Origin of the sequence: Priestia taiwanensis (assembly GCF_014638355.1) — a bacterium.
In the GTDB taxonomy this organism is placed as follows: Bacteria; Bacillota; Bacilli; order Bacillales; family Bacillaceae_G; genus Priestia_D; species Priestia_D taiwanensis.
The window spans coordinates 1,686,565-1,711,990 of the sequence record NZ_BMFK01000001.1; the positions used below are offsets into that span (position 1 = coordinate 1,686,565).

26 protein-coding genes are annotated in these 25,426 nt (G+C 36.8%); 10 read left to right on the plus strand and 16 right to left on the minus strand.

All coding sequences use genetic code 11. The annotated features are described in order from the left end of the window. Window positions 1-60 precede the first annotated feature (60 nt). Window positions 61-2,754: a sensor domain-containing protein gene (locus IEV41_RS08685; RefSeq protein WP_188387993.1), complete on the minus strand. Its 2,694-nt coding sequence runs from the start codon at window positions 2,752-2,754 to the stop codon at window positions 61-63. A 352-nt stretch (window positions 2,755-3,106) separates the two neighbouring features. Here IEV41_RS08685 and IEV41_RS08690 point away from each other — a divergent pair, with 352 nt between their 5' ends. After that, entirely contained in the window at window positions 3,107-3,673 is a 567-nt protein-coding gene (locus IEV41_RS08690) for a DUF3967 domain-containing protein (RefSeq protein WP_188387994.1), read from the plus strand. A 72-nt stretch (window positions 3,674-3,745) separates the two neighbouring features. Here the strand turns inward: IEV41_RS08690 and IEV41_RS08695 are convergent, their stop codons facing one another. From IEV41_RS08695 to IEV41_RS08705, 3 genes are all read right to left on the minus strand, one after another. Beyond that, a complete protein-coding gene (locus IEV41_RS08695; protein ID WP_188387995.1) occupies window positions 3,746-4,165 on the minus strand; it encodes a MarR family winged helix-turn-helix transcriptional regulator in 420 nt (139 codons plus the stop codon). 163 nt (window positions 4,166-4,328) lie between these two features. Continuing rightward, entirely contained in the window at window positions 4,329-4,742 is a 414-nt protein-coding gene (locus tag IEV41_RS08700) for a DUF4183 domain-containing protein (protein WP_188387996.1), read from the minus strand. A 37-nt stretch (window positions 4,743-4,779) separates the two neighbouring features. Next, on the minus strand, window positions 4,780-5,172 hold the full coding sequence (locus tag IEV41_RS08705; protein WP_188387997.1) for a DUF4183 domain-containing protein: 393 nt from the start codon (window positions 5,170-5,172) through the stop codon (window positions 4,780-4,782). 202 nt (window positions 5,173-5,374) lie between these two features. Here IEV41_RS08705 and IEV41_RS08710 point away from each other — a divergent pair, with 202 nt between their 5' ends. Both IEV41_RS08710 and IEV41_RS08715 read left to right on the plus strand, forming a co-directional pair. Then, entirely contained in the window at window positions 5,375-5,641 is a 267-nt protein-coding gene (locus tag IEV41_RS08710) for a hypothetical protein (protein WP_188387998.1), read from the plus strand. A 134-nt stretch (window positions 5,642-5,775) separates the two neighbouring features. Next, window positions 5,776-6,312: a Cif family virulence factor gene (locus tag IEV41_RS08715; protein ID WP_188387999.1), complete on the plus strand. Its 537-nt coding sequence runs from the start codon at window positions 5,776-5,778 to the stop codon at window positions 6,310-6,312. A 39-nt stretch (window positions 6,313-6,351) separates the two neighbouring features. Here IEV41_RS08715 and IEV41_RS08720 read toward each other — a convergent pair whose 3' ends face one another. Continuing rightward, window positions 6,352-7,626, minus strand: coding sequence for an ATP-binding protein (locus tag IEV41_RS08720; RefSeq protein WP_188388000.1), 1,275 nt, complete (start codon window positions 7,624-7,626; stop codon window positions 6,352-6,354). Between the two features lie 168 nt (window positions 7,627-7,794). Here IEV41_RS08720 and IEV41_RS08725 point away from each other — a divergent pair, with 168 nt between their 5' ends. The 3 genes from IEV41_RS08725 to IEV41_RS08735 all read left to right on the plus strand — a co-directional run bounded on the left by IEV41_RS08725 (window position 7,795) and on the right by IEV41_RS08735 (window position 11,054). Continuing rightward, the gene (locus tag IEV41_RS08725) at window positions 7,795-8,949 is read left to right on the plus strand and encodes an aminotransferase A (RefSeq protein WP_188388001.1); all 1,155 of its coding nucleotides are present in this window, start codon (window positions 7,795-7,797) and stop codon (window positions 8,947-8,949) included. A 152-nt stretch (window positions 8,950-9,101) separates the two neighbouring features. Continuing rightward, window positions 9,102-9,896, plus strand: coding sequence for a peptidoglycan-N-acetylglucosamine deacetylase (locus tag IEV41_RS08730; protein ID WP_188388002.1), 795 nt, complete (start codon window positions 9,102-9,104; stop codon window positions 9,894-9,896). 477 nt (window positions 9,897-10,373) lie between these two features. Continuing rightward, window positions 10,374-11,054: a Crp/Fnr family transcriptional regulator gene (locus IEV41_RS08735; protein WP_188388003.1), complete on the plus strand. Its 681-nt coding sequence runs from the start codon at window positions 10,374-10,376 to the stop codon at window positions 11,052-11,054. 12 nt (window positions 11,055-11,066) lie between these two features. On the opposite strand, the gene IEV41_RS08740 is transcribed toward IEV41_RS08735, so the two are convergent. From IEV41_RS08740 to IEV41_RS08765, 6 genes are all read right to left on the minus strand, one after another. Further along, complete coding sequence (locus tag IEV41_RS08740; RefSeq protein ID WP_188388004.1) at window positions 11,067-11,768, minus strand: class I SAM-dependent methyltransferase; 702 nt, start codon at window positions 11,766-11,768, stop codon at window positions 11,067-11,069. A gap of 21 nt (window positions 11,769-11,789) precedes the next feature. Further along, window positions 11,790-12,107 (minus strand): metal-sulfur cluster assembly factor, encoded by a 318-nt coding sequence (locus IEV41_RS08745; protein WP_188388005.1) that lies wholly within the window; start codon window positions 12,105-12,107, stop codon window positions 11,790-11,792. A 381-nt stretch (window positions 12,108-12,488) separates the two neighbouring features. Further along, window positions 12,489-13,754: a voltage-gated chloride channel family protein gene (locus tag IEV41_RS08750; protein ID WP_188388006.1), complete on the minus strand. Its 1,266-nt coding sequence runs from the start codon at window positions 13,752-13,754 to the stop codon at window positions 12,489-12,491. A gap of 51 nt (window positions 13,755-13,805) precedes the next feature. Beyond that, entirely contained in the window at window positions 13,806-14,324 is a 519-nt protein-coding gene (locus tag IEV41_RS08755; protein ID WP_188388007.1) for an RDD family protein, read from the minus strand. 21 nt (window positions 14,325-14,345) lie between these two features. Beyond that, window positions 14,346-14,927 (minus strand): class D sortase, LPxTATN-specific, encoded by a 582-nt coding sequence (gene srtD, locus IEV41_RS08760; RefSeq protein WP_188388008.1) that lies wholly within the window; start codon window positions 14,925-14,927, stop codon window positions 14,346-14,348. Window positions 14,928-14,989: 62 nt separating this feature from the next. Next, on the minus strand, window positions 14,990-15,574 hold the full coding sequence (locus IEV41_RS08765) for a TetR/AcrR family transcriptional regulator (RefSeq protein ID WP_188388009.1): 585 nt from the start codon (window positions 15,572-15,574) through the stop codon (window positions 14,990-14,992). A gap of 192 nt (window positions 15,575-15,766) precedes the next feature. On the opposite strand from IEV41_RS08765, the gene IEV41_RS08770 reads away from it, so the two are divergent. Together IEV41_RS08770 and IEV41_RS08775 are read left to right on the plus strand one after the other, a co-directional pair. Continuing rightward, a complete protein-coding gene (locus IEV41_RS08770; protein WP_229722223.1) occupies window positions 15,767-16,600 on the plus strand; it encodes an ABC transporter ATP-binding protein in 834 nt (277 codons plus the stop codon). Beyond that, window positions 16,597-17,406 (plus strand): ABC transporter permease, encoded by an 810-nt coding sequence (locus tag IEV41_RS08775; RefSeq protein ID WP_188388010.1) that lies wholly within the window; start codon window positions 16,597-16,599, stop codon window positions 17,404-17,406. Before IEV41_RS08770 ends, IEV41_RS08775 begins: the two co-directional genes overlap by 4 nt. A gap of 106 nt (window positions 17,407-17,512) precedes the next feature. Here the strand turns inward: IEV41_RS08775 and IEV41_RS08780 are convergent, their stop codons facing one another. The 3 genes from IEV41_RS08780 to IEV41_RS08790 all read right to left on the minus strand — a co-directional run bounded on the left by IEV41_RS08780 (window position 17,513) and on the right by IEV41_RS08790 (window position 20,962). After that, a complete protein-coding gene (locus IEV41_RS08780; protein WP_188388011.1) occupies window positions 17,513-19,447 on the minus strand; it encodes a 5'-nucleotidase C-terminal domain-containing protein in 1,935 nt (644 codons plus the stop codon). Between the two features lie 353 nt (window positions 19,448-19,800). After that, window positions 19,801-20,040 (minus strand): hypothetical protein, encoded by a 240-nt coding sequence (locus IEV41_RS08785; protein WP_188388012.1) that lies wholly within the window; start codon window positions 20,038-20,040, stop codon window positions 19,801-19,803. Window positions 20,041-20,107: 67 nt separating this feature from the next. Beyond that, window positions 20,108-20,962 carry a GNAT family N-acetyltransferase gene (locus IEV41_RS08790; protein ID WP_188388013.1) on the minus strand — a complete coding sequence of 285 codons (855 nt, stop codon included), beginning with the start codon at window positions 20,960-20,962 and terminating at the stop codon, window positions 20,108-20,110. 181 nt (window positions 20,963-21,143) lie between these two features. On the opposite strand from IEV41_RS08790, the gene IEV41_RS08795 reads away from it, so the two are divergent. Together IEV41_RS08795 and IEV41_RS08800 are read left to right on the plus strand one after the other, a co-directional pair. After that, complete coding sequence (locus IEV41_RS08795) at window positions 21,144-22,313, plus strand: MFS transporter (RefSeq protein WP_188388014.1); 1,170 nt, start codon at window positions 21,144-21,146, stop codon at window positions 22,311-22,313. A 165-nt stretch (window positions 22,314-22,478) separates the two neighbouring features. Then, on the plus strand, window positions 22,479-23,264 hold the full coding sequence (locus IEV41_RS08800) for a PH domain-containing protein (protein ID WP_188388015.1): 786 nt from the start codon (window positions 22,479-22,481) through the stop codon (window positions 23,262-23,264). A 21-nt stretch (window positions 23,265-23,285) separates the two neighbouring features. On the opposite strand, the gene IEV41_RS08805 is transcribed toward IEV41_RS08800, so the two are convergent. Together IEV41_RS08805 and IEV41_RS08810 are read right to left on the minus strand one after the other, a co-directional pair. Further along, the gene (locus tag IEV41_RS08805; protein ID WP_188388016.1) at window positions 23,286-24,044 is read right to left on the minus strand and encodes a TrmB family transcriptional regulator; all 759 of its coding nucleotides are present in this window, start codon (window positions 24,042-24,044) and stop codon (window positions 23,286-23,288) included. Between the two features lie 228 nt (window positions 24,045-24,272). Then, complete coding sequence (locus IEV41_RS08810) at window positions 24,273-25,211, minus strand: ABC transporter substrate-binding protein (RefSeq protein ID WP_188388017.1); 939 nt, start codon at window positions 25,209-25,211, stop codon at window positions 24,273-24,275. Window positions 25,212-25,426 lie beyond the last annotated feature (215 nt).

The following is a 25,426-nucleotide window of genomic DNA, read 5'->3' on the forward strand; positions in this document are numbered from 1 at the left end:
AAAGAGGTATACAACGCTAAGTCATTCACGTTGTACACCTCTTTTTGTTATCTTTATACATTACTTCACAGCAAAATGACACTCTTCCAAAAATGTTTCTACTGCTTCTGGTGGCAATGGTTTACTTAAATAATATCCTTGCATATAGTGGCATTTGTCTTGAAAATATGTAGCCTGACTTTCCGTTTCTATCCCTTCGACAATTGTTTTACATCCTAACAAGTGTGCTAAATCTAATACAGCTTCAACAACTGTCGCACGCTTCTCATTCTCTTCAATTCCTTCAATCATTTCGCGTGCTAGCTTTAGCGTATCGAAAGAAAAGTTCGGTAAGTAACTTAACGAAGAATAGCCTGTTCCAAAATCATCGATAGCAATACTAATACCGAGATTTTTTAATTTCTCCATCCTCTGGAGAAGCTCATTATCTCTAATTAATAAAATACTCTCGGTCAGTTCAAATTCTATGTAGGTTGGAGCAATTCCTATTTCTTCAAAAATCGTAGCTATCCTCTCCACAAAGCCCTCTTTCTCTAATTGCTTCTTTGAAATGTTAACGCACATCTTCGTTACTTTATAACCCTTATTCAACAACTCTTTCATCCTCTTACAAGACTCTCTAATAATCCACTCACCCATGTTCACAATTAAACCTGTTTCTTCCGCAATTGGAATGAAATCGGCTGGGGATATAATGCCAAGTGATGGATGTTTCCAACGTACTAGCGCTTCAAGCCCTACAAATGTCTTCTTTCTCATACAATATTGCGGCTGATAATACAGGGTCAATTGGTTATGTTCAATTGCTTTATATAAATCTTTCTCAATTTTAAATTGACGTTGATAGTGATACGCAATCGATTCATCATAAATTTGATAATTGTTCTTTCCCTTTGCTTTTACATAATACATCGCAGAATCAGCATTTTTCATTAATGTCGCACCGTCCATTCCCTTCTCATGAATGGCAACACCTATGCTAAGTGTGACTTTAAGCACTTGCTGTTGAATAATAACTGGATTTTCAAATACAGCTAAAATATTTTTTGAAATCCTTGCTAAATCCGCCTCTTCTTCAAAGTTATAGAAGAGAACTGTAAATTCATCTCCACCAAGCCTAGCAACTAATGCACTTGAATCCACTGCTAATAGAAGGCGTTTTGCTACTTCTTTCAACAATTCATCTCCAACATGATGGCCCAGTGTATCATTAACAATTTTGAAACGGTCTAAATCAATAAACATCACTGCTACGGAATGCTCATCTTCATTTGCTAATCGAATGTGCGCCGCTAACTTTTCATCGAACGTACGTCTATTTGCTAATTTCGTTAACGTGTCATAATGAGCCAACTCATAAATTTGTTTCTCTTGAACAATCGTTTGCGTTATTTCTTTCAAAATAACGTACATCCCCTTTAACTTCCTTTTAATACGGATTGGAATAGACGTAATGGAGAAATAACGAGTAATCTGAAGTTCACTGTCATACATCGAAAAGTCAAAGGTCGTCAGTGAACCACTCAATATTTTATTGTTAATATTATTAATATCCTCTTCATTTTGGAACATCATCTTCTCTGCAATAAACTCGTTAATATTGTTCATTTTTTTCGATGTAATTTCTTCTGCCGCTTTGTTCCTCTGTAATATATTCCCTTTTACATCTAAATAAAAAGTAGGATTCGGATAGTTTTGGAACAATGATTTATCCCTATTTTCACTTACTTCTAATCTGTTTGTTCGTTCTTGTACTAATTCTTGAAGCTCGCCGTTCATTTGATGAACATTTTGAAGTAATTCTTCTTTTTCAATGACGATTAACATTTGTCGCATTAACATAATCATTAAGACGACACCGAAACTAATTGAACTAACTGTTAACTTCTCACCTGTATGTAAAAACGCAACAAATAAAGTAATACTACATAAGAAGTAGAAAATATAAGAGTAAATATACTCCATTTTTTGAATACGTTCATATGAGAACAACTGAACTTGTCCCTTTTTCCCATCCTGTATATGAATTTCTACACAAAGGAGCAATAGCATCCCTGTTATCATGATAACGGGACTCACATAGTGCCAAATGTTTTTGCCATGGAAAAAGAAAACATACATATTCATACCATTCATCGTCAATTGCAATACAAACGCAGTTGTTAATAGTAGCACAATATTACGACTAAGCTTTTTATAAATTTTTAGGACGAAACAAGCAAATATTGCACATAACATTCCAATATCTAACAATAAGTAAATAACACCAATTATATCCACTTTATGTATCTTACCTTGATCTAATAAAGGATGAATGAAAAATTGGTAACCTAATGCAAATACCGTTACAAAGACAACGAGAATATCTAACATGAAGCGAACCATCTGTTTCTTCTCATGCTGATCGAAATTAATCCACAAAATAATATATGCATACACACACATATATAAAATATATGGGATTACACGAAAATGCTCGACGGATAGCAGTGAGAAAATCGTTTCTAGTCCAAACTCCATCGTAATACCAAATGCCATAATGCCAACTAACCGCCAAAAATAATCATTTTGCAACTGATGTGTCTTCAAACGCTTATATATAGCTAATGTACAAACGAATGAGCCAATCATACAAAGTGAATCAATACTTACCGTCCACATATATAAATCGTTATCAATAAAGAAAATCCATCCATATACAAAAAGCGTATATGCTAGGATAGATATTATTTTTATTTTTATACTTTTCGTCATATTAATCTATTGTCATAACATAATAGGTGTTCGTAGTTGTTATTATGCATGGTGACAATCTTCTCTTCCCACCCTTCAACATCCACTTCTCTGTCGCTGTATCTTGAAATATAGAATGGTAATACTATTGGTTACTAACTTTCCTCTACACACAATACCTCTGTAGAATATTTTCCCAGAAAACTATCTTAACGAAAGAATTAGCAAATGACAAGAGATACGATTGTTCTATAGTAGTACATCGATGTCGTATGTTGAAACATTTTCAACATACGACAAAATCCCTTAAAGGAATTCTCCTCTCCTTATGGAATTGTGTATAGCATGAAGCTATATACAGGAGGTTCTGCCAATGGAAGGAAATTACTCTACTAGTCATGTTTCCAGAAAAATAGGTATCGATAGTACTCTTATTCGTGAATACAGTCGAATACTTGAAATGCAAGGCTACCAAATTCGAAAAAACACAAATGGACAACGTTGCTACACAATGAAAGATGTACGCTTATTACAGAAGATACATCGCGAGCAACGCGAAACACTAATTGAGCTTGACGAACTAGTCGCACAATTATTAGAAGAAGCCATTCCAAAGCCCCTTACACCAATTCCCCACGATATGAGCATCACAATGAAAGAGCAAGCAAAAAAAATGGAAGAATTTTTACACAAGATGAACCAAATTGCAGAGCAAAACAATGAAATTATTCAGCTAAATCATTTTCTGTTAGATGAGCATAAGCGTCAAGACAATAGATTGCTTACAATAGAAGAAACGATAACAAAACACTCTCACAAAAGAGATGATCAACTTATGCGTATTATTCGTGAGCTCCAAGTAGCAAAACGATCGGTAGCTGCAGCGAAAGAACGTACATGGGTTAAAAGCTTACGAAGTCTGTTTATGAAACAACCATAACAAAGCGAAGCCAAAAAAGATAAATAGAATATACATCCCTACTTATCTTTTTTGGCTTCCTGTGCTGATAAATTATGTCATCTTCTTAAATAGATCATTCATGATACGAACCTCTTCATCCGTATAGCAGTCAAATCTCTCTCTCATATAATTCGCTTGCAGCTCTTCCATCTCTGTCACAAGCTTCATGCCCGCCTCTGTAATTTCTAAATAGACGACACGGCGATCATTATTACAACGATTACGCTCTACTAACTCTCGCTTAATTAATTTCTCTGTCACCGCTGTAATATGGCTATTTGAGACGATTAACTCGCTCGCGATTTTTGATACCATTTGTTGCTTGTCTCGCTTCAAAATACGTAACACAAAAAATTCATTCAGCGGTATGTACGAATCAAACATTTGATTCATATCTGTTCGAAATCGACGGATAGTAAAGCGAAAATTGTTCGCTAATTCTTCCACTGCTGCTTTTCTTTCTGGATTCATTCGTTCATCTTCTCCTTTCCATACTAATTCATAGCCCCTCATTCCTTACATTATACTATAACGATTCCTTATTTTGTTAGAAATCCTATGCTTTTTTCCTTAGAATACATACTTTTTTACTAGGAAAAGCAAATAGAGCCTTCGTAGTAGGCTCTATTTATCATTATGTTGTAAGTGTTGTCGATACACTTAAGTTATTTGTCGCTGTAGACGTCGATGATCCTCCGAAACTCACAACCTCTAATTGCGCACTTGTACTCAGCGTAAGAACCGTCCCCGTTATAACAAGACTACTATTTGTTAAAGTTACATTCCCAGCAGGTTGTAAAATGCCGTTCAAATATGCATTATAATACCCATTCGTTGGCGGAGAAGGTAATCCATTTGCTGAAAGTGTCACACCGTTGTCGTTTTTGAAACTCGTCGCTTGTATCGTTGTTGTTCCAAGAGATAGAGCAATTCCATTAGCAAAGAAACGTTGGATCGATACCGTCACATTCGTTGTTGTACTTACATTAATTCCCCCGCTTATTGTACTTGCCGCATTTATTTTTAGTTTCTCTAATTCTGCGCTCATCACCTTCTCCTCCCTTCTCTTATCTACTATATTCACACTACGTCGAGATGGTCGTTGCAACACTTAAATTATTCGTTGCAGTAGATGTAGAAGCTGTTCCCCCAAAGTTCACAACCATCACTTGGACGCTCGTATTAAGAAGAGCACTTCCGCTTATTTGCACTTGATTCGAACTAAGTGTTACTGATCCCCCAGGTTGCAGCAAGCCGTTAACATACACATTATAGTATCCATATGTTGGTGATGTAGGTAAACCATTCGCACTAAGCGTAACACCATTATCATTCTTAAAGCTTGTCGCTTGTATCGTTGTTGTTCCAAGAGATAAATTAATACCACTGGCAAAAAAACGTTGGATCGATACCGTCACATTTGTTGTCGTTCCTATGTTAATACCGCCACTTAACGTACTTATCGCATTTGCCTTCACTTTCTGTACGTTACTAATCGTCCTCGGCTCCTCTCCCTCTTGTCCTGATATATCAGTATATTCATATTATCTACAAATGTGAGGTAACTTAAAATAATCTCTATTCGCTCTTAGCAAAATATATTAAAATAGACATATAGTAGTATAGATTACAAGAATAAAATACATATGCGTACACAGAGAAAGGTGGTAACACATTACTATGCAGAAAAAACCTTTTGAAATTATCCAATCATTATTCAAATGGCTCACCATTATTTCAATGTTTTTCCTCATCTTAAACGGCCAACAAGAAGAAGGTTTAGTAGAACGTATCGCTTGGGCACTTCTTCCACTTAGCATTTGGCTAGCATTATATGCAGTTGAGTTAATCGTGTACCGAAAAACAGCAAAATCCTTTGCAATTATGACTGCAATTGCAAGCGCCATCATCTTTATTCTTTGCGTTGGAAATTTAATTTTCGGCTAATAAAAATAAAAGCTATCTCGTCCATATCGAGAATAGCTTTTATTTTTATTTGAAGAGAGAAATATTTGCCTTTATTTTACAGAAGTTTTAGAATTATATTGTAATTCCAAAACTATAATGGGAGGATATATGAAATGACAATACGAAAAAAATGGGGACTACTATCACTACTTATTCTATTAGTCATTGGTATTATCGGATGTACAGAAAAGGCAAATGAAAATACTTCTACTCCAAAAGAAGAAAATACTTCCTCAATAGACAAGAAAAAAGATGAAAAAGACAAAGCAACAATTGAAACAGAGATAAAGGAAATGCTAAAAGTCCATGAAGATGCCTATAACAAAGAAGACATTGATACATATATGAGTACTATGTCTCAATCTTCCGCTTTACTTGAGCAAACAAAACAAATGACACAACTGTTATTTGATTCCTTTGATGTGCAAGTTGAATTTACAGATATTAAGATTACAACATCTACAGAAGCATCTGCTACAGTAGAAATCATCCAAAAAACTGTGAGCAAAAAGCCAAATCCAGATTTTCAAGATAATATTACAACCGCAACACACTTCCTCGTAAAAGAAGATAATAAATGGAGAATTTCAGCTTCTACTCTAAAGAAAATAACGGATTTAAAAGGTAACCCAATCCAACAAAAAACGTAAAAATAGAGCATGCGATATGCTAATAGCACATCACATGCTCTATTTCTTTTTATCTGCTGGGAGCGTAATAACTACTTCTGTTCCGTCCCCTTCTTCGCTAAAATATTCGATTATCCCTTCATGTGATTCGATGATTCGGAACGTAACCATTAATCCAAGACCGGTTCCTTTTTCTTTCAACGAATAGAAAGGTTGTCCTAATCGAAGAAGTTGATCTTTCGTCATACCATCTCCGGTATCTTTTACTTTAATAACAATTTTATTTTGCTCTTTTGTGGCACTGATTTTGATATAACCACGCATTTCAGTAATGGCTTCTATTCCATTTTTGAGTACGTTTACAATTGCTTGCTTTAATTTCACTTCATCACCAACAACATATAAATCATCGTCTACATATACTTGCAAAAAGACACCCTTTAACATCGCATACGAAGACATTAATGTGGTAATTTCATGAATGAGCCTCGTTAAATGAATATGCTTCTTCTCTTCCATTTGAGGTTTTGCTAAATTCAAGTAATCAGAGATAATATTCTCTGCACGGTCAAGTTCTGTTAACACTAATTTAAAGTACTCTTCATTCCCATCTACTTTATTTTGCTGCATCAATTGAATAAATCCGCGTACAACGGTAAGTGGATTCCGAACTTCGTGTGCTACACTTGCCGCTAGTTCACTAATAACATTCAACTTCTCTGATTGTTGCGTCTTCGTACGAATAACTGCATTTTCCTGCATATATTCTTTCAAATACACTTGAAGTGTCGTCGTAAACACAAACATCCCCATAATTAATGAATAATTCAAAAACGTATTTGGATGTGAATAAGCCTCTGGATAAATTGCATAATAAACAAGGAAAATCATAACATTAAGTGAAATGTATATACTCGCTAATACAAAAGACGTAATAATCCGGCGATTTTTCGTAAATGTTTGCCACCTTTTATGTAATAACGCTGGAATAATAAAGAAAGAAAACATCATCACTTTATCAGGACTAATATGATTTGGATGAAATAACATCGCATACATAATAACGCTCCATAACAATACAGCACCCGTCACATAACCACCGTACAAAAAGGCGTTAATAATAATAATCATACAAAAATGAATTGCTCCGTCAAAATCATTGTATACGTAGTAATACAAACTTAAAATCGCAGAGAAAATATAAAACCCGGCCAACATAACTTTGTTATCTTTCGGCAACGTCGTATGGTGCCGATTCATCCATAACATTTCATACAAAAAGACTGGCAAAATAACAATTGCTAATTGGATTAATAAGTCCTTTACAACGCCCACAGTCCCTCACCCACCAACACATTTTCCTAAATTATAACATTTTAAGTCAAAATATTCTGAAAAAAATATCTTGTTTTTTCGTGTTATGTCGACAAACCCCTCCAGCTATATGTGTTCATATGATAAAATAGAAAAAAACGATACACATCTATAGAAAGGAAGAACACGATGAAACATCTTATTAATCCTCTTGTGAAAGAAACTCAAATTAGTGGCATCCGCCAATTCGCGACATACGTATCAAAATTTGATAATGTCCTGTCGCTTACAATTGGACAACCGGATTATCCAACACCCCCTTCTGTAAAAGAAAGCGGAAAAAGCGCTATTGATCATAACAAAACAATCTATACACCAAATGCTGGCTTACCTGAGCTATGCAAAGCAGCGTGTGAGTTTGTAGCGGACCGCTATCACCTTACATATGATCCAGCATCTGAAGTAATCGTTACAATGGGTGCTAGTGAAGCAATTGATATTAGCTTCCGTACCATTTTAGAAGAAGGATGCGAAGTCATTTTACCTGCTCCTGTTTACCCTGGATATGAACCAATTATTCGACTATGCGGAGCAACACCAGTCTATGTCGATACGCGTGAAACGAACTTCACGTTAACGAAAGAAGCACTAGAAGCGGCTATCACAGAGAAGACCCGTTGCGTTGTGCTGCCATATCCATCAAATCCAATCGGTGTGACATTATCAAAAGAAACGCTTGATGACATCATTGATGTATTAAAAGACAAAGACATTTTCGTCGTGTCTGATGAAATTTATAGTGAGCTTGTGTACGGTGAAGAACACCAATCTATTGCTACTCACCCAGTAATGCATGAAAAAACAATTGTCATTAACGGCTTATCGAAATCTCACTCGATGACAGGATGGCGCATTGGTTTCGCCTTCGCACCAAGTTATCTAGCACAAGAAATGTTGAAAGTACATCAATATAACGTCTCGTGTGCGACATCTATTTCTCAATATGCAGCCGTAGAAGCATTAACAAATGCACGAGATACACCAAAAGAAATGAAAAAGTCATACGAAGAACGCCGTGATTTCGTATACAAGCGTTTCCTAGAGATGGGGCTTGATGTTCCAAAGCCAACAGGTGCCTTTTATCTATTCCCATCTATCTCAAAGTTCGGTCTTTCATCCTTCGACTTTGCAACAAAATTAGTAGAAGAAGAACGAGTAGCTGTTATTCCTGGTTCTGCATTCTCTTCATACGGTGAAGGACATATTCGTATTTCCTATGCATATAGCTATGATACGTTAGTAGAAGCGTGTGACCGATTAGAACGATTTATTAAGACCCTTTAAGCTGAGGTATATACCTCGGCTTCTTTTTTTAGTAGGATTTATCAAATCCCCCACACTCCAACAAGTTTTCAAAAACATCTACTATAGACAAGAAGCGGCGCATATAAAACATGTAGGAAGATTATTAGCTTTTTGAAGGAGGTCTTTCTCGTATGTATTATACGTATCCTCAAGACATGCGTTATCAACCTACGTATCCATATGGACCACCAGTCTATGCACCCATTCCTTATCCCCAGTATCAAACACCTTATCCTTATCCAACACGCACACCACAGCCAACGGATGAACTACGCGGCTCATGGACACCTTTTACATGGGTCGAGAAATATGCCTATGCATTTTCGGGTCCTTACAACAAAGCGGAAGTAGCGATTACGTTTGATGATGGGCCAGATCTTGGTTTCACACCACAGCTCTTACAGAAGTTGAAGAAATATAACGTAAAAGCAACATTCTTTCTACTCGGACAAAATATTGAGAAACACCCTGAAATGGTGAAGCGAATCGCGAATGAAGGACATCTTCTCGCCAATCATTCTTACAGTCACCCTAACTATGCCAAGCTCTCTCTTGAAGAATTTAAAGAACAGATTAACAAAACAAATAACTTAATTAAAGACTTAGTTGGCTATTCCCCACGCTTCGTCCGACCACCTTATGGATCCATTACCGAAGAACAATTAAGTTGGGCAACAAAAAAGAAGCTGATGATTGTGCAGTGGAGTGTTGATACACTTGACTGGAAAGGACTCAGCGGAGATGAAATTGCAAACAAAGTTATGGGAGGATCATTTCCTGGTAGCGTACTTCTCCAACATTCTGCGTCTGGTGTACCACTTCAAGGAACAGTCGATTCGCTTGATAAATTCATTCCAGCTATGCAGAAAAAAGGTGTTCGCTTCGTTCTACTTACAAAAATGTTCAATATGTCAAAATCGCCTTAAGTGGCTGGTAATTCACGGAGAATATCGTAATTTAACGAGACATAAAGGGATTACAGACTGAATCACTCCTACCATCTAAATCATTTTCAACATAAATTGACTAACGATGCGAAATTCGCAAAAAAATAAAACCAATCTATACAGTCTGTAAAGATTGGTTTTATCATTTGTAGAGACATCATACGTTTTTCACTTTCGATTACATAAATTCAAGTGTGTCCCTATACCCATGCTGTTAAAATACTACGATTGTCGTTTGCAACACTCCAGGATTAACTATATTATCAAAACCAATTTCACTCATAATTGTGATAATTACTGTAACATACCTGTCAGGATATGAATGTGATTTGTATCACAACAAGAAGAACTTCAAACAAGTAAAATAAGAACAGACCTAATCCATTCGCTTGCTTTAGTTGCTAAATAGCATGAGCATGACATGATGACATAAAAATAAAGGAGGTAAAAAAGAAAATGCAATGTTTACAGTGCAATAAAAAATATTGCCTGTCTTTTGTGCCGATTTTTCAACAGTTAAAAACCGAAGAAATAATGGAGCTGTCTCATATCGTGACACATAAGACATACAAAAAAGGAGAAGTCATTTTTTTAGCTGGTGATGTAAACAATCATTTATTTGTCGTCCATAAAGGCACCGTCAAAATAACGCATATATCCGAGGATGGCCGTGAACAAGTTGTCCGCATCATTCAAGCTGGAGACTTTTTTGGCGAGCTATCATTATTCCGCAGTAGTCCGTTAAACTCGAATGCTGAAGCCATCGAGTTGACCGAAGTTTGTATCCTGCAAGGGCACACCTTTAAAGATATTTTGACTAACATACCGAGCTTACAGTTCAACATGCTCAATCAGCTAAGCGAAAGGCTAGAAAAAGCAGAGTTTCAACTCAGCCAATTAAGTAACCAAGATGTCGGGCAACGCTTAGCTACATTCCTTCTGCAATGCAGCCAAAATAGCGGGAACGAAGCTTTCGAACTGCCCATCAATAAAACAGATGCTGCATCCATGCTCGGCACATCAAGGGAAACACTTAGTCGAAAGCTTTCCTTTTTCCAAAGGAAAGGCTATATTACAGTATCAGCTCGACAAATACGCATTTGCAATCGGAATGCCTTGCAAGCTTTACTTTCCTGAAAAAGACAAAATTCATTTCCCTTTCTTAGCCACCATAATCAAGGCTGGGGCATTACAATCATATGCTTTAAAGGAAAAGTTCCCGTAAGCAGTTACGGCCTCAAATCCGCAAGCTTCCAACATTGGTCGCAATTGCATAACGGTAGTCGGATACAACGGAATTGTATTCGTTTGTACACGTTCTTTTGTAGAAAGTGTTGTCGTGAACAACATATATTCGCCATCTCGTTCATACTGGCGTTCAAATGAAAAGTCATCTTTTTCAATAATCGGGAAGGAGAAATCTTTCTTATCGAAGTTTACAATTTGAAAAATAAAGACGCCTTCCGGTTGCAATCTTTCGAGCGTTTGGTGAAAAAAGGCGCGTATTTCCTCCACATCATGTAAGTGGGCAAGCGTATTACCAATACAATAAATGCCTTGGTATGTTTCATCTAGCGTACCGAGTTGTTGCATCGTATTCGTTGTGACAACGATTGGAAGCTGATGAGATTGTGCTTTCATCTGAATTTGTTCTGCCATGCTTTCTTCTGGCTCCATCGATGTTATCTGGAATCCTTGCTGTGCAAGAGAAATAGCCATATTCCCTGTTCCGGCTCCTACATCCAACACAGAGGCACCTTCTTTGAAATGGGAGGCTAAAAAGGCTAACGTTTTTTCATTAGTAGGAAAAATATCATCATAATAAGGTGTTAATGTTTTGTAAAAAGACATTGTCTTCCATTCTCCTTTCTATTAAGCATGCAGTCCGAGCGCCATCTTTGCCAACCTTGACATGTGACCTTTTGTCCATGCAGGCGTCCACACGATGTCCACATCAACTTCTTTCAACACAGGCACATGAAGAAGCAACGTTTCTTTTACATCTGCAATAATATGACCGGCCATTGGACAGCCCATCGATGTCATCGTCATTATAACTTTCACATGATGGACCTTTACGAATATCACATCATATATAAGCCCAAGATTCACAATGTCCACTCCAAGCTCCGGGTCAATCACACATTCTAATTCTTCTAAAATCTGTTCTTTCGTTATTGTTTCCACCATAAAAGTTCCTTTCACTAAAGATTAGCTATAAAAAATATAAGGTTGAAAAGTTTGTCCCTAACACGACTATACAAGATTATTCATGCAAAAAATGTGACCGGGGACACACTTTGAAAGAGAAATAGGAGGCGGTAGAGCTAAACATTTTACAAGCTTATATACTTTCTTATCTTTAAATAGTTTAAAAAAAGAAGGATTTAGTCTATCATTCTCTAATTACTTTCATTCATTATCCTGATATTTTTATGATGAAAGCATCTAAAAGAAACAAACACTAAGAAAAAGACATAAAAAAATGAACATATTATATATAAAATATGTTCACCCTTTTGATTTTACCGAATGTAAATCTACTCATCTAAATATAAGAACTGATTGCTTCTATTTGTTCTGCCTAATCGGATAAATTGTATCATACTCCTTTGCACGTACAGCCTTTCGCTTACTCACACCAATTTGTTGCGATGTATAAATCCCCGTATGACCTGAGCATACATAACTAATGATACATACAAGGAAGAAGTATATCGCTGCTTCTGAACCAAATAACTCAATCCCCATAATAAAGCATGCAATTGGTGTACTTGTCGCGCTGCAAAATACGCCGATAAATCCAAGTGCCGCAAGAAACGGAATCGAGACGTCTAAATAGCTTCCTAACGTACTTCCAAGGGAAGAACCAATAACAAATAATGGTGTTACTTCCCCACCTTGATAACCCGCCCCTAACGTCAGTGCCGTAAAGAACAATTTCATTAAGAAAGCAAATGTCGCAACCGTCCCGTCAAATGCCTGATCTATTAACGGAATGCCTAGCCCTGTGTAATCTCTTGTTCCAATAAGTAACGTTAACAGTACAAATAGAACACCACCGACAAAACTTCGCCACACAGGATGTACAAACAACTTCACAAAGCCTCTCTTCATCCAATGCGTTAACCCACTGAACACCCTACTCGTTAAACCAAATAATATAGCTGCTAACACAACTTTCATAACGAGTAACCAAGAGAACACCGGAACATCGCCAATGTCGTAAGGATGATGACCAACACCCCATGCTACCGTTACGATATTACCAATACACGCCGCAACGAAGCTTGGGAATAACGCTTCATGTCGAATCATTCCTATCGCTAATACTTCAAGTGCGAAAATCGTTCCCGCAAGTGGGGTTCCAAATACGGATCCAAATCCACTACTAATTCCACAAATAAGGATAATTTTACGGTCTATCTTATCAAGCTTACATACTTTCGCAACCAACTCTGAAAATGCCCCACCCATTTGTACAGCCGTACCTTCTCGGCCAGCAGAACCACCAAATAAATGCGTGATAATTGTTCCACCTAATACAAGTGGTGCCATTCGAAATGGTACACTTTCTTCTTCCCCTTGTGCTTGTTCGATAATTAAATTGTTTCCTTTAGAGGCATTCTGTCCGTATTTCCAGTATGTATAACTAACAAGAGCTCCGCCAAATGGTAATAAAAATAAAAGCCATGTATATGTATGTTGCATACTAGTTGCCCATTCGAGACTTACTAAGAAGAAAGCCGAAGCTGATCCAACAAGAATTCCGACAATACTTGCTAACACTGTCCACTTTACAAGATATAGTATAAGTTCTACTCTCCTTTGATTCATAGAAACCTCCTCTACGTAAGAAGCTAGCTCTACTTAAGAGCTAGCTTCTCTCTATTTCTTATCGTACACAACTTTCGTCTTTGCGATTAAGTCATGAATCGCACGTTTGTCTTTTCGTAACCATACTAGGTAAATGTTCGCAATAGCTGGTATTCCTAAAAGTGCAATATTTAAACCGATGTTCCCAACAAAACGAATAATAATTGTTTGAAAATCTAGCTTTCCATCTGGATATTTCGCAATACGAATGTTCAATATTTTCTTCCCAACAGTACGACCACGCCACACGAATGGAACAATAATGAAATACAGTGCTAATATACCGGTTGCAATAAGCAAATCATATGTAGGATTACCAACTGACGCACCGAAGCGTCCAAGTAAGTCTTTATAATTACCTGTTACAGCGAAGACTGTCACCCCATATAGAATGGACAGAATAAATAAATCGATAATCATCGCTCCAAAACGTACATACACAGGCGCTAGCGACGGATCTTTCTTCCTGCCAAACCATCCCTTCTTTTCTGGTTCTTGAACAGGTGCTTGTTCTTTTGCTTTCTTCTTCATGCTTCTTTTCCTACTTTCTGTCTATCTTGTTGTGTCCTTATCCACAGGATATGCGTACACGACATATCGATCTGGTGCATCCCCAACGAAGCGGAACGGATAACACGTTGAAATATTCAATACTTCTTCTCCTTGGATGGAACCAATAATGGACGTATCATTCGCTGGGACAATCTTTGAATCACGCATCTCATATGTAAATGTACCGTACGGAAGCTCTACAATGAACGTATCCCCAACCTCTAATTCTCCGAAACGACGAAATACAGTGTCTCGATGCCCTGAAAGCAAGATTTGCTCCTTATCTCCAGGAAATGCTGTTGTTGCAAAATGACCGACACCTTTCTTCAAGTCATTTTCATCTGTACCCTCTACAATTGGCAACTCTGCATCGATTTTTGGAATACGCAAAATACCAACTGTTTCATTTTGCTTCGGCTTGAAATCGGATCGTTCTTGCTTCGTTTCCGTCTTTACTAGTATTTCTTTTGCTTCTTGGAGTGATTCTTTCTCCGCTTGTTTCGTATTGAAATATTGCCAGCCACCTACCCCAAGCAACGAAATTCCCCCAATCATTAACAATAAACCAAACCACTTTCTCATGATGTCCCTTAACTCCCCTCTTCCTACATTACCCCTATTATACCAAAAATACGTGTGTTTCTTTACTCTTCTTGTCGTAAAACCCCATAGAAGAACATATCCATGAATTCTTCCGCCACGGCAGTTGCTTGTTGAAGGTTTTCATCTGTTGTCATAAAGACATTTTGCATGATACGAACGTATAAAATCAATGTTTCATCCTTGATGTTCGGACGAATACACCCTTCTTCTCTTCCTTGCTGTACTAACTCCATAAATAACGGATAACCAACTTGTGACGCATATTCCCCCACATACAATTGAAACTCTGTATTCGCTTCATATATATGCTTAAATGTCGTCGGATTAAATAACGTTGTACTCTTTGCCTTCCATAAAATAAGTTCCCTCAACTTTTGATCGAACGTCTTCTCACTACGAAGCAAATGAGTGATTTCATCTAACCTCATGTTCATTAATCGCTTCAGTGCTGAAGCGACAAGCCCAACTTTGTTCCCATAATAATTATAAAGTGATACTTGCGATACCCCTGCCTGCCTCGCAATATCTGCAATTTTAATATTATTTAATTCCTCTTTCAAAAAGGGCATTGTCGTCTCTTCAATATGCTTCTTCTTTTCGTTCGTCCTTCTTTCAAATCCGTTCATTCACTTCACCTCTCTTTTATCTTATCACATTTTTGAAATATCTAATAAAAATCATTTCAAAACCTATTTACAAACTTTTCTAAAAAGCGTAGGATAAAATTATGAAATATCAGTTATATAAAATTTCAAAAACGAGGTGGAGACATGATTGAGTTAACAAATTTAACTCATATTTTCCAATCTTGAAGAGGAATTAAAGATGTAACGTTTTCCGTAAAAGAAGGGGACGTATTTGGCTTTATCGGACCAAACGGTGCTGGTAAATCGACGACGATGCGTCACTTACTCGGCTTCATGAAAGCACAAAGTGGGAAAGCGACAATTAACAATCTTGATTGCTGGAGCGATGCAACAGCGATAAAGAACTATATCGGGTACTTACCCGGAGAAATTGCCTTTATTGAAGGCATGACTGGCAAGAGCTTTCTCCACATGCTTCAAGACTTACGAGGTGACGGGAATACCACTATTCAACAAAGGCTCGTTGAGCGATTCGAGTTCGATCCAACAACACCAATTCGTAAAATGTCAAAAGGAATGAAACAAAAAGTTGCTATCGTCGCAGCATTCATGCATGATCCTGCCATTTATATTTTAGATGAACCTACTTCTGGATTAGATCCACTTATGCAACAACGATTCGTCGAACTTATTTTAGAAGAAAAAGAACGTGGGAAAACAATCTTAATGAGCTCGCATTACTTTCAAGAGATGGAACGCACATGTGACCGCGCAGCGATGATTAAAGACGGCGAAATTATCATTACAAATGATATGGAAGCATTACGCAAAGAGCAGAAACAGCGTCTTCTCATTACCGTTCAAACAGAACATGATATGAATACACTTCTCACCTTACCTCATATCAAAAAAATAAATAAACAAACAGTTGAAATTACGGTTCAGAACAATATTAACGATATTCTAAAGCAATTAGCACATGTACATGTCACTTCCTTGCATATGGCGGAAACAGAGTTAGAAGAGCTATTTATGCATTACTATCAAAAGGAGGGAGTAAAATGAGTTGGACATTATACAAAACGATGATGAAAAAAAATCGTGGTGGCATTATAGGCTATAGTGTCGGCACATCATTATTCCTGTTGATGATTGTTCAAATATATCCGATGGTGTTGGAAAATGAAGAAGCAATGAATCAAATGTTAAAAGCATATCCAGAAGCATTGCTATCGGCATTTGGAATGAATGAGAATACACTATCTGCACTGGAAGGATTTCTCTCGGTTCAATATTTCAGCTTAATGTTCTTAATTATCGTAGCAATCTTCACCATCTTAATGACAACAAAACTTATCGCTCGTTTAGTCGATACAGGTAGCATGGCTTATCTCCTCTCTGTCCCAACAAGCCGTGTAAAAATTATCACAACAATGATATTCGTTTTCTTAACGGGATTAGCATGTATCTTAGTAAGTAACTTTCTCGTTGGTTATTTCGGCGCATTCACATTAGAAAAAGGTGACTTAGATATAAATCGTTACTTCCAACTAAATGCCGGTGGCTTCCTCTTATTCTATGCAATCGGTGGATACAGCATCTTGTTCTCGGCTATTTGTAACGATGAGAAGCGAGCACTTGCTTTATCGGGTGGCATTACACTATTCTTCTATATGGCCAACTTCCTTGGGAACTTAAATGAATCATTTGATGTATTAAAGTCATTTTCGCTTTTCACATTATTCGATAGCGCAAGCATCGCTAGTGGAGAGAAAGATATTTGGATGCCAGCCTTGATTTTCTTCTTAATTGGGACAGCTTGCTACGGACTAGCAATTTATTTATTCAAGAGAAGGAATTTACCGTTATAGATAGTGGTTTTAAAAGCCACTCCTTTCTTTTACCGACTGCTTAACCTACTTATCAGTCACATTTCTAACAAAAAAAGTTCTGCCATATGGCAGAACTTTTTTTCTGTTATTGTTGTTGCTTACGACGACGGAAGAATACTACTGTTCCTGCAAGAAGAGTAGCTACACCAGCAGCCATCATGCTATACATGTTCGTTGCTGTGTTTGGAAGTTCTTTCTCATCTGTTGTTTCTTTCACCGTATCTTTCGTTTCTTCAGTTGTTGGTGGTTCTGGCTTTGTTCCTTCTTCACCTGTTGTTGGTGGCTTTGGTTTTGTTCCTTCTTCACCTGTTGTTGGCGGCTCTGGATTTGTTGTCTCTCCACCTGTTGTTGGTGGCTCTGGCTTCGTCTCGCCTGCTTTCACTTCTTTAATACGACCTTCGATAGTTGGTGCAATTGTTTTGCCTTGTTGACCTAACTGTGTAATATAATCAACGAACATTTCTGTATCCGTTTTGTTACCCTCAATTAGTCTACCTTCTTTGAACTTCGTGAATGCATCTCCACCGCCAGCTAAGAATTCGTTCATCGCTACGCTGTATGTTTGGTTCAGATCCATTTTCTTACCATCCGGTAAGAACATATCTACAACGTGTGTACCTTTATCTGTTTTCGTATATGTATATTTGAAACCAGAAATTTGTAGGAACATATCACGAGCTGGATTTTGCCATTGTTGGTTTAATGCGTCTTTAATTTGTTGACCAGTAAGCTCATATGTTTTTACTTGGTTACCGAAAGGTTGTACTGCATATGCAGAACCCCACGTGAAGATGTCTTCACCTTTTTCATTTTTCGTTGGGTTTAATGAATCACGAATACCACCTGAGTTCGTAATTGCAAAGTCCGCACCAGTTAAAATACGTTGTCCATCTGTAATAAGGTTACCTAATGAGCTTTCGCCACCTTCTGGTTTACGCTCACCAACCGGATTAGCAGATCCCGCTTTTGCAATCTCTTTACCAGCTACTTTCTTTGTAATTTCAGTTGCTTCATCAACGATCTTTTGGATTTCCGCATCCGGTGTAACGCTCTCTTTTGTCACATCAACAATCTCTGCTTTCATTTCACCTTTCACGAAATCTTTCGTCGCTGGGTCTATCTTCGCATCGATATCAGCAAATGCTTTCGCATGTGATTGAGATTGGACAATTAATTTGCCGTCTACTACACCATTTGCATACTTATGGCTATGTGCAGCGAATAAAATATCTACTTCATCATCAATCTTGTGTGCGATATCTGCAAATTCTCCAGTCGTTACGTTCGTTGTTTTATTCGTTTCTGCACCAACGTGACCTAACACGACAATCGCTTTTACGCCTTTGTCTTTTAATTCCTTCGTATATTTATTAATCGCATCTGCTTCACTGATGAAATCGTAGTCTTTTACGAATTCTGGCATAACAACTGATGGTGTTTCAGTCGTTACAACACCGATAAATCCAACTTCCACGCCACCAATTTCTTTCACTGTATATGGATCAAATACTGGCTGACCAGTTTTCTTGTCAATTACGTTTGCCGCAAGATGTTTGAAGTCTTTGCTAATGCCGTCATACTTATAGTTTGTACCTTGCGTGTATTCTTTTACATTCGGATGTTGTTCGGCACCAGAGTATAGACGCTTTAACTCGCCAAGACCTTCATCAAACTCATGGTTTCCAAGTGCTCCAACTTTGAAATTCATCTTGTCTAAAATTTTCATTGTAGGCTCATCTTGTAATAATGATGATTCGGCTGGACTCGCTCCTACTGCGTCTCCTGCATGCACACGAATCGTATGTGCCCCTTTAGCTGTTGCTTCTGCTTCACGTTGATTAAAGCTTCCTGCTAAGTAAGCTGCATTTTTAATCGATCCGTGAAAGTCGTTAATACCTAAAAATTGTACATCAATATACTTTGGCTCTTCTGCTGCTTGAATTGTGTCTGTCGTTCCAAGTACTGTTGGTACAACTAATGAAGTTGCTAATGCAATAGATAATGCTGGTTTTTTCCACATACGATAAACTCTCCCCTATAAATAAAATTCTCGAAAACCTCTACTGAGGCAAAAATAATATCGCTTTCATAAAATGACAATATTTTCACCCACTACATAAATATACTAGTAATAAATAGCCCATCCGTCAATAAGTAAATAGGCAATTTTCACTTTATTGCCTTAATTGCTAAAAGAATAATTTATTTACCTTTACAGGTAGCCAAAAACTTCAAATAAATGGAATGATAGACACTAAATTATCTAGTAGAAAAGGAGAGATTTGTATATGATATAAAGATAGACAGTCGGCATGTTCTTACAAGAAAAAGCAAACATAAAAAACCCCCTACTTCCTAAAAAAGCAGGGGTCTTCACACAATTATATTTATAAGGGAATACATAGCATTTACAATCGAAGTACAAAAATAAATATATGCCATCTCCTTCTCTTTATCTTTCCATTCAGCTAGTCCCCAAAATAAAAAGATAACACTAAGGAATAACAAGACATACTCTTTGCATAAAATTGTTCCGTATTGAGCAAATGAATATATTCCACATCCGATTGCTATAAATAAACTCATAAGGAACATTACTTTCCACTTATTCATTTTGCTCTCCCCTCTCTACCACATACAAAAGGGACAAGCGTGTCCGTTGCCCCATATTCCCCTGTCCTTACGTCTCCTTACTAAAGGAAATAAGCTGTTTCTTCTCCTTAAACCCAGCTCGTTCATATAATCTAATTGCCGTTTCATTCTCACGCGATACACACAATCTAACACTTTCCATTCCATTAAAAGAGAATAAATAGTCAATTGCTCGCTTCGTTAATTGTAATCCAATGCCTTTCCCTTGCGAATCTGGATGCACACCGATAAATTCAATGCTTCCTTCGTTGAACTCTGGATCTGCTTCTACATATACGTAGCCTTGTACAACATCATTCTCTACATATAAAAAGACATTCTGATTCTCATTCACACGCTCTGTAATCTCTTTCCCATCATAATAAGTAGAAGGAAAGCATCTATCATGAAGGGCAATAAAGTCCGCTGTATACCCATTTAATTCTTCAACAATATGAGAATATGTACCTTGTACAAACTCATCTTTGTGTACTTCTAAAATGGAATGTTCTCCGCCTCTAGTAAATTCTAAAGAGGTCATGAATTCTGTTGCTCTATTATTCTGTTTATGGTAGAAACCGTAGAAAGTAGATAGATCGATTGGAATTTTTACGAGTAGCTCTTGCCACATCATTATCGCTACTTCTTGCCATTTGTCTTCTTTGACAAATGGTCCCCATATTTCTGCTTCTTTCGCTTCTTCATCTACATCTAATCCTAATACACCTATTAATTCCTCATTTTCATATATCGTGACAAAGTATTTCTCGATATCCATCTCATTTGTAAGTGTATCAATTATCTCTTCCTCATTTGTTCCACAATAACCTACACTATGTTCTTCTTCGTTGTTTAATCTAGCAATAAATGAGGCAATTTCTTTCACATCCAATATGGTATGCATACTCTATCCCTCCCTTTATTCAAAAAACAAACACTATTCCAAATTATAACTATGAAAGAAAAGATTGTAAACGAAATACAGTATGAATAAGTCGAAAGAACGAGATTAATTTTTGGTTGTCATCCCCTTTATTTTAAGTTACCATTACAGTAGTAACTATATGAAGAAGGGATTATGTAACATGAATTTCAAAGTATATATTTTAGCAATTTCGGCCTTTATTGTCGGTACAGTAGAACTTATCATCGGTGGTATTCTCGATACGATTGCAGATGATTTAGGCGTTTCTGTTAGTTCAGCTGGACAACTGATTACAGTGTTCTCCGTCGTATTTGCTATCGCGGCACCAATTTTATTAGCCACAACAGCTCGTATGGAACGAAAACAGTTGTATATGTATTCCTTATTCGTTTTCTTATTAGGTAACATTTTGGCGGCGCTTAGCACAAGCTATATGATGTTAATGGCAGCACGTGTCGTATCAGCTGCAAGTGGATCGTTATTAGTCGTTCTATCTATTACGATCGCATCAAGCATCGTCGCGCCAGCATACCGCGCTCGTGCGATTGGTATTATCTTCATGGGAATTAGCGGTTCGTTAGTACTAGGGGTACCAATTGGCTTAGTATTAACAAATGCCTTCAATTGGAAAGCACTATTCTTCTTGGTCGCTGGTTTAACCGTTTTAGCAATGATAGGTATTCATTTCTTTATCGAAAAAATTGAAGCGAAAGCCAATCAAATACCATTACGCCAACAACTTGCAACATTAAAAGATTCAAAGATTATTAGTGCCCACCTCATTTCTATCTTGATGTTAACTGGACACTTAACACTGTATGCATACTTAACACCATTCTTAAAAGATGTTGTGAATTTAGACGCAACATGGGTAACAATCGCATACTTCATCTTCGGTATCGCCGCTGTTGCTGGTGGTGGATTCGGTGGATGGATGGCAGATACATTAGGTTCAAAGAAAAGTATTCTATTTATCGTTACTGCATTCGTATTCGTTATTTTCTCATTACCGGTAATGTCATCGTTTGCCTTACCAATTTTCTTCGCAGTTATGATTTTATGGAGTTCATTAAGCTGGGCAATCTCTCCAGCACAACAAAACTATTTAATCCAATCCGCTCCTGAATCAGCAGAAATTCAACAAGGTTTAAATGCATCATGTATGCATCTTGGTATCGCCTTCGGTTCTTCAATCGGAGCACTTGTCATTGAACAATCTTCTGTATATTACAACGCATGGGTTGGTGGCCTATTCGTTATCGCAGCACTAGGATGTGCTATATTCTCATTCACACGAAATAGCACGAGTTCAGAAACTGTGACAAATTAAAAAGAAAGAGGATGTTCCTTTCCATTGGAACATCCTCTTTTTCTATGCTTTTCTCTGCATACTAGAATAATAGAAATACTTACATATCATGCACGAACAGGTACAAACAAAAAAGTAGCGGGAAAATAGAAAAAAAACTACAATAAAAAACAGAGGGGGATTTGTATGAAAAACAAGATTATTTTATTCGTCGGTTTAATCATGTTCACTATTTCACTAACTTTCTTTATACCATTACTATTAGAAATATTCGCCTATGAAAAATACATAAACAGTCGATATACCATTCACAACGTCATGGAAGATGACTATTCCAAACGTACACAGCACTTTCATAAGCAGAAAATCCAAACAGTAGCTGTTCCTGTCAATCCAAACATCCAAAAAAACACAGACAATAATTATTTTGTTCAAGCTTTCATTAACGTCTATATTAATAATGAACGTGTTGATATGCTAGATACTCGTCCTATTACTATTAATTACAGTCAATATCATATACTAAAGGATTTTCCTTATGTACATGATATAAACAAAAATGTCTATTTAGATCCAAATAACCTATATGAATTAAGAAACAATGTTGTTTATTATACAGTTCACGACAAACTAACGGAAGAAGAACAATTTGTTGTGTTAGTGAATAAAACGACGTTACCTGATGAATCCCTATCATGGAAAGATACACTAAATACAATTCATTTTACCTTGCATACTATTTCTGCAGATGGCAACGTGACAACAGATGATTTCTCTTATCACAATCGAACGAAACTACAAACCAAATTAGCTCTTCACGTTAGTCCAATTAGTTTTGGTTATTATACAGATATTTTCTGGGGTTTTGGTATATTTGTCTTACTCCCATTACATGCGACTATCTTCCTTGCCGGACTTATGTTAATGATTTTCAGTTCAAGAGAGCTAAAAAAGGCTACACTCAGCATATGAGTGTAGCCTTTTTTAGCTCTCTTAATAACGTAATCTCATTAATGTTTCTTTAATCTCCTCGTTGTCCATTAAGAGCCATGAGAACTTCTCTGTAATCTGCATAAGGGCTAAGTCGTGATAGAAGAATTCACTAAAGAATTTTACTAATGGTGGTGACGCTGTTTTAATTGCTTGCCACGCTTCTTCCTCTACCCCAGCGAAGATAATCTCACTATCATCAATTACCATTAATCGATAACGTTCTAGCAGGTGGTGCTCATCTGCCGGCACTAAAAAATGAATGTTCGATAATTTACTTTCTACTTTTCCAACAACAAGTGCCTCTACTTTCACACCATCAAGTTGTTTTCTTTCTAAAGCCGGAACATACTGTATAAAGTCATCATGCCATGATGAGATTTTAATAGATGTTGTCGCTTTTTCAATTAGTTCATGACATTGTGCTTGAATGGAAGAATCAACTTTCAAACTCCAGACACGATCATCTGCATACCTCTTCTTCGATACACTACTTTTTAACTCATCTACATTCGCTTGAAATTCTGCTGTTAACTTTTCAATTACTAACGGCAATGGTAAGGCACTATAACATTTCTTCTTCTCTGATAGCGATTCCATAATCATCCCTTTGTCTGCCATACGGGATAATATCTCATACACTTTTGCTTTTGGCACACCTGAATACTTCACAATTTGCGTTGTATCAAGTGGTTCTTCACTACATACAAGCGCTTCGTACACATTACTTTCATACTGAGAAAACCCGAACTTCTGAATCATACTGCCACCTCTAAAACAATATAGTCTATTAAAGTAGTCTACACGAAAATCGAACGATGTCAAAATATGACGACACCATTTTTACATTATTTACTCAATAAATTATTATTCTCTTCACACTTTTGTAACATTTTTAGAAAATTTAAAAATGATTCCACCCATTTCATCTACTAATGATGAAAAAACTGTCCACGAGTTAATAACCCATGGACAGTTTCGTTCGTCTTATTATTTCTTTAATAACATTTTTTCAATATCTTCTAATGCACTCATCTTACCAATTGGATTGAAACCTTTGCTGTTGAATGTTTCGTTATCAATTTCGTACACATTGTTATTCTTCACTGCATTGATATTGTTCCAAATAACACTCTTCTTCATTTCTTCATTTAACTTATCAGCATCTCCGCCGAAGTTAACTGTTACTAAGTGATCCGGATTAAATGCGTGTAATCCTTCAAGTGATATTTGATCGTATGGCTTGTCTACATCTTTTCGCTCAATGTTCGGTAATTTTAAATCATTAAATAGAATATCACCGTATCCGAAGTTACCGTATACGCGGTAGTTCTTCGCTGCTACTGCTAAGAACATGAACTTCTCATCTTTTGTTTGTTCTTTTACTTTTGTAGAAAGCTCTGCTGCTTTCGCATCGTAGTCTTTTAACCATGCATCTGCTGTTGCTTCTTTGTCAAATAAGCGGGCAACTTCTTTGAACTTACCGCGCCAATCATCTAATTCTGACTCTAATACAACTGTTGCTGGTGTAATTTTTGCTAATTGATCATACAGCTTTACTTGACGGTTGTTGATGATAATCATATCTGGCTTGTATTCCATTACTTTCTCAATATCAACTTTGTCGCCCCAGTACCATCCTAGTGGATCTACACCTTCTAAATCACCAACAAGATGCTTTTGGATTTTCTCTTTATATGTGTTCGCCGTTGTAATTGGCTTCTTGTCTAAAAGAATTAATTCTTCTGTTGAACCTGATAAATCAACGATACGCTTTGGCTCTACTGGAATTTCCACTTCACCTTTTGCGTGTTTAACTGTTTTTGTGTCTGCTGCTTTTGCATCTTCTTTATCAGAAGTACATGCTACAGCGAATAATGACATAAGTGCTACTACTAGCATTAATAATAAACTACGTTTTTTGTTCATTTTTCTTACTCCCCACTTCAGTAGTTGATAATGATTATCACCATCAATTCACTTGCAATATTATCTGAACATAAAGATAAAGTCAATAAAAAAGATAATTAAAATAAATCGGAAATAATATCCATAAGCAAAAAAGGTACATAAAACAGAAAAAAATCGATGAGGAGGGGACTCATCGATTTTTCATAGTGGCTGCTGCTAATTATCCGTTCCAG

Excerpts from the sequence above, each read along its gene's own strand:
- IEV41_RS08685 (WP_188387993.1), bottom strand. The coding sequence starts at position 2,754 with ATGACGAAAAGTATAAAAATAAAAATAATATCTATCCTAGCATATACG.
- IEV41_RS08690 (WP_188387994.1), top strand. The coding sequence starts at position 3,107 with ATGGAAGGAAATTACTCTACTAGTCATGTTTCCAGAAAAATAGGTATC.
- IEV41_RS08695 (WP_188387995.1), bottom strand. The coding sequence starts at position 4,165 with ATGAATCCAGAAAGAAAAGCAGCAGTGGAAGAATTAGCGAACAATTTT.
- IEV41_RS08700 (WP_188387996.1), bottom strand. The coding sequence starts at position 4,742 with ATGAGCGCAGAATTAGAGAAACTAAAAATAAATGCGGCAAGTACAATA.
- IEV41_RS08710 (WP_188387998.1), top strand. The coding sequence starts at position 5,375 with ATGCAGAAAAAACCTTTTGAAATTATCCAATCATTATTCAAATGGCTC.
- IEV41_RS08715 (WP_188387999.1), top strand. The coding sequence starts at position 5,776 with ATGACAATACGAAAAAAATGGGGACTACTATCACTACTTATTCTATTA.
- IEV41_RS08725 (WP_188388001.1), top strand. The coding sequence starts at position 7,795 with ATGAAACATCTTATTAATCCTCTTGTGAAAGAAACTCAAATTAGTGGC.
- IEV41_RS08730 (WP_188388002.1), top strand. The coding sequence starts at position 9,102 with ATGTATTATACGTATCCTCAAGACATGCGTTATCAACCTACGTATCCA.
- IEV41_RS08735 (WP_188388003.1), top strand. The coding sequence starts at position 10,374 with ATGCAATGTTTACAGTGCAATAAAAAATATTGCCTGTCTTTTGTGCCG.
- IEV41_RS08740 (WP_188388004.1), bottom strand. The coding sequence starts at position 11,768 with ATGTCTTTTTACAAAACATTAACACCTTATTATGATGATATTTTTCCT.
- IEV41_RS08745 (WP_188388005.1), bottom strand. The coding sequence starts at position 12,107 with ATGGTGGAAACAATAACGAAAGAACAGATTTTAGAAGAATTAGAATGT.
- IEV41_RS08750 (WP_188388006.1), bottom strand. The coding sequence starts at position 13,754 with ATGAATCAAAGGAGAGTAGAACTTATACTATATCTTGTAAAGTGGACA.
- IEV41_RS08755 (WP_188388007.1), bottom strand. The coding sequence starts at position 14,324 with ATGAAGAAGAAAGCAAAAGAACAAGCACCTGTTCAAGAACCAGAAAAG.
- srtD (WP_188388008.1), bottom strand. The coding sequence starts at position 14,927 with ATGAGAAAGTGGTTTGGTTTATTGTTAATGATTGGGGGAATTTCGTTG.
- IEV41_RS08765 (WP_188388009.1), bottom strand. The coding sequence starts at position 15,574 with ATGAACGGATTTGAAAGAAGGACGAACGAAAAGAAGAAGCATATTGAA.
- IEV41_RS08775 (WP_188388010.1), top strand. The coding sequence starts at position 16,597 with ATGAGTTGGACATTATACAAAACGATGATGAAAAAAAATCGTGGTGGC.
- IEV41_RS08780 (WP_188388011.1), bottom strand. The coding sequence starts at position 19,447 with ATGTGGAAAAAACCAGCATTATCTATTGCATTAGCAACTTCATTAGTT.
- IEV41_RS08785 (WP_188388012.1), bottom strand. The coding sequence starts at position 20,040 with ATGAATAAGTGGAAAGTAATGTTCCTTATGAGTTTATTTATAGCAATC.
- IEV41_RS08790 (WP_188388013.1), bottom strand. The coding sequence starts at position 20,962 with ATGCATACCATATTGGATGTGAAAGAAATTGCCTCATTTATTGCTAGA.
- IEV41_RS08795 (WP_188388014.1), top strand. The coding sequence starts at position 21,144 with ATGAATTTCAAAGTATATATTTTAGCAATTTCGGCCTTTATTGTCGGT.
- IEV41_RS08800 (WP_188388015.1), top strand. The coding sequence starts at position 22,479 with ATGAAAAACAAGATTATTTTATTCGTCGGTTTAATCATGTTCACTATT.
- IEV41_RS08805 (WP_188388016.1), bottom strand. The coding sequence starts at position 24,044 with ATGATTCAGAAGTTCGGGTTTTCTCAGTATGAAAGTAATGTGTACGAA.
- IEV41_RS08810 (WP_188388017.1), bottom strand. The coding sequence starts at position 25,211 with ATGAACAAAAAACGTAGTTTATTATTAATGCTAGTAGTAGCACTTATG.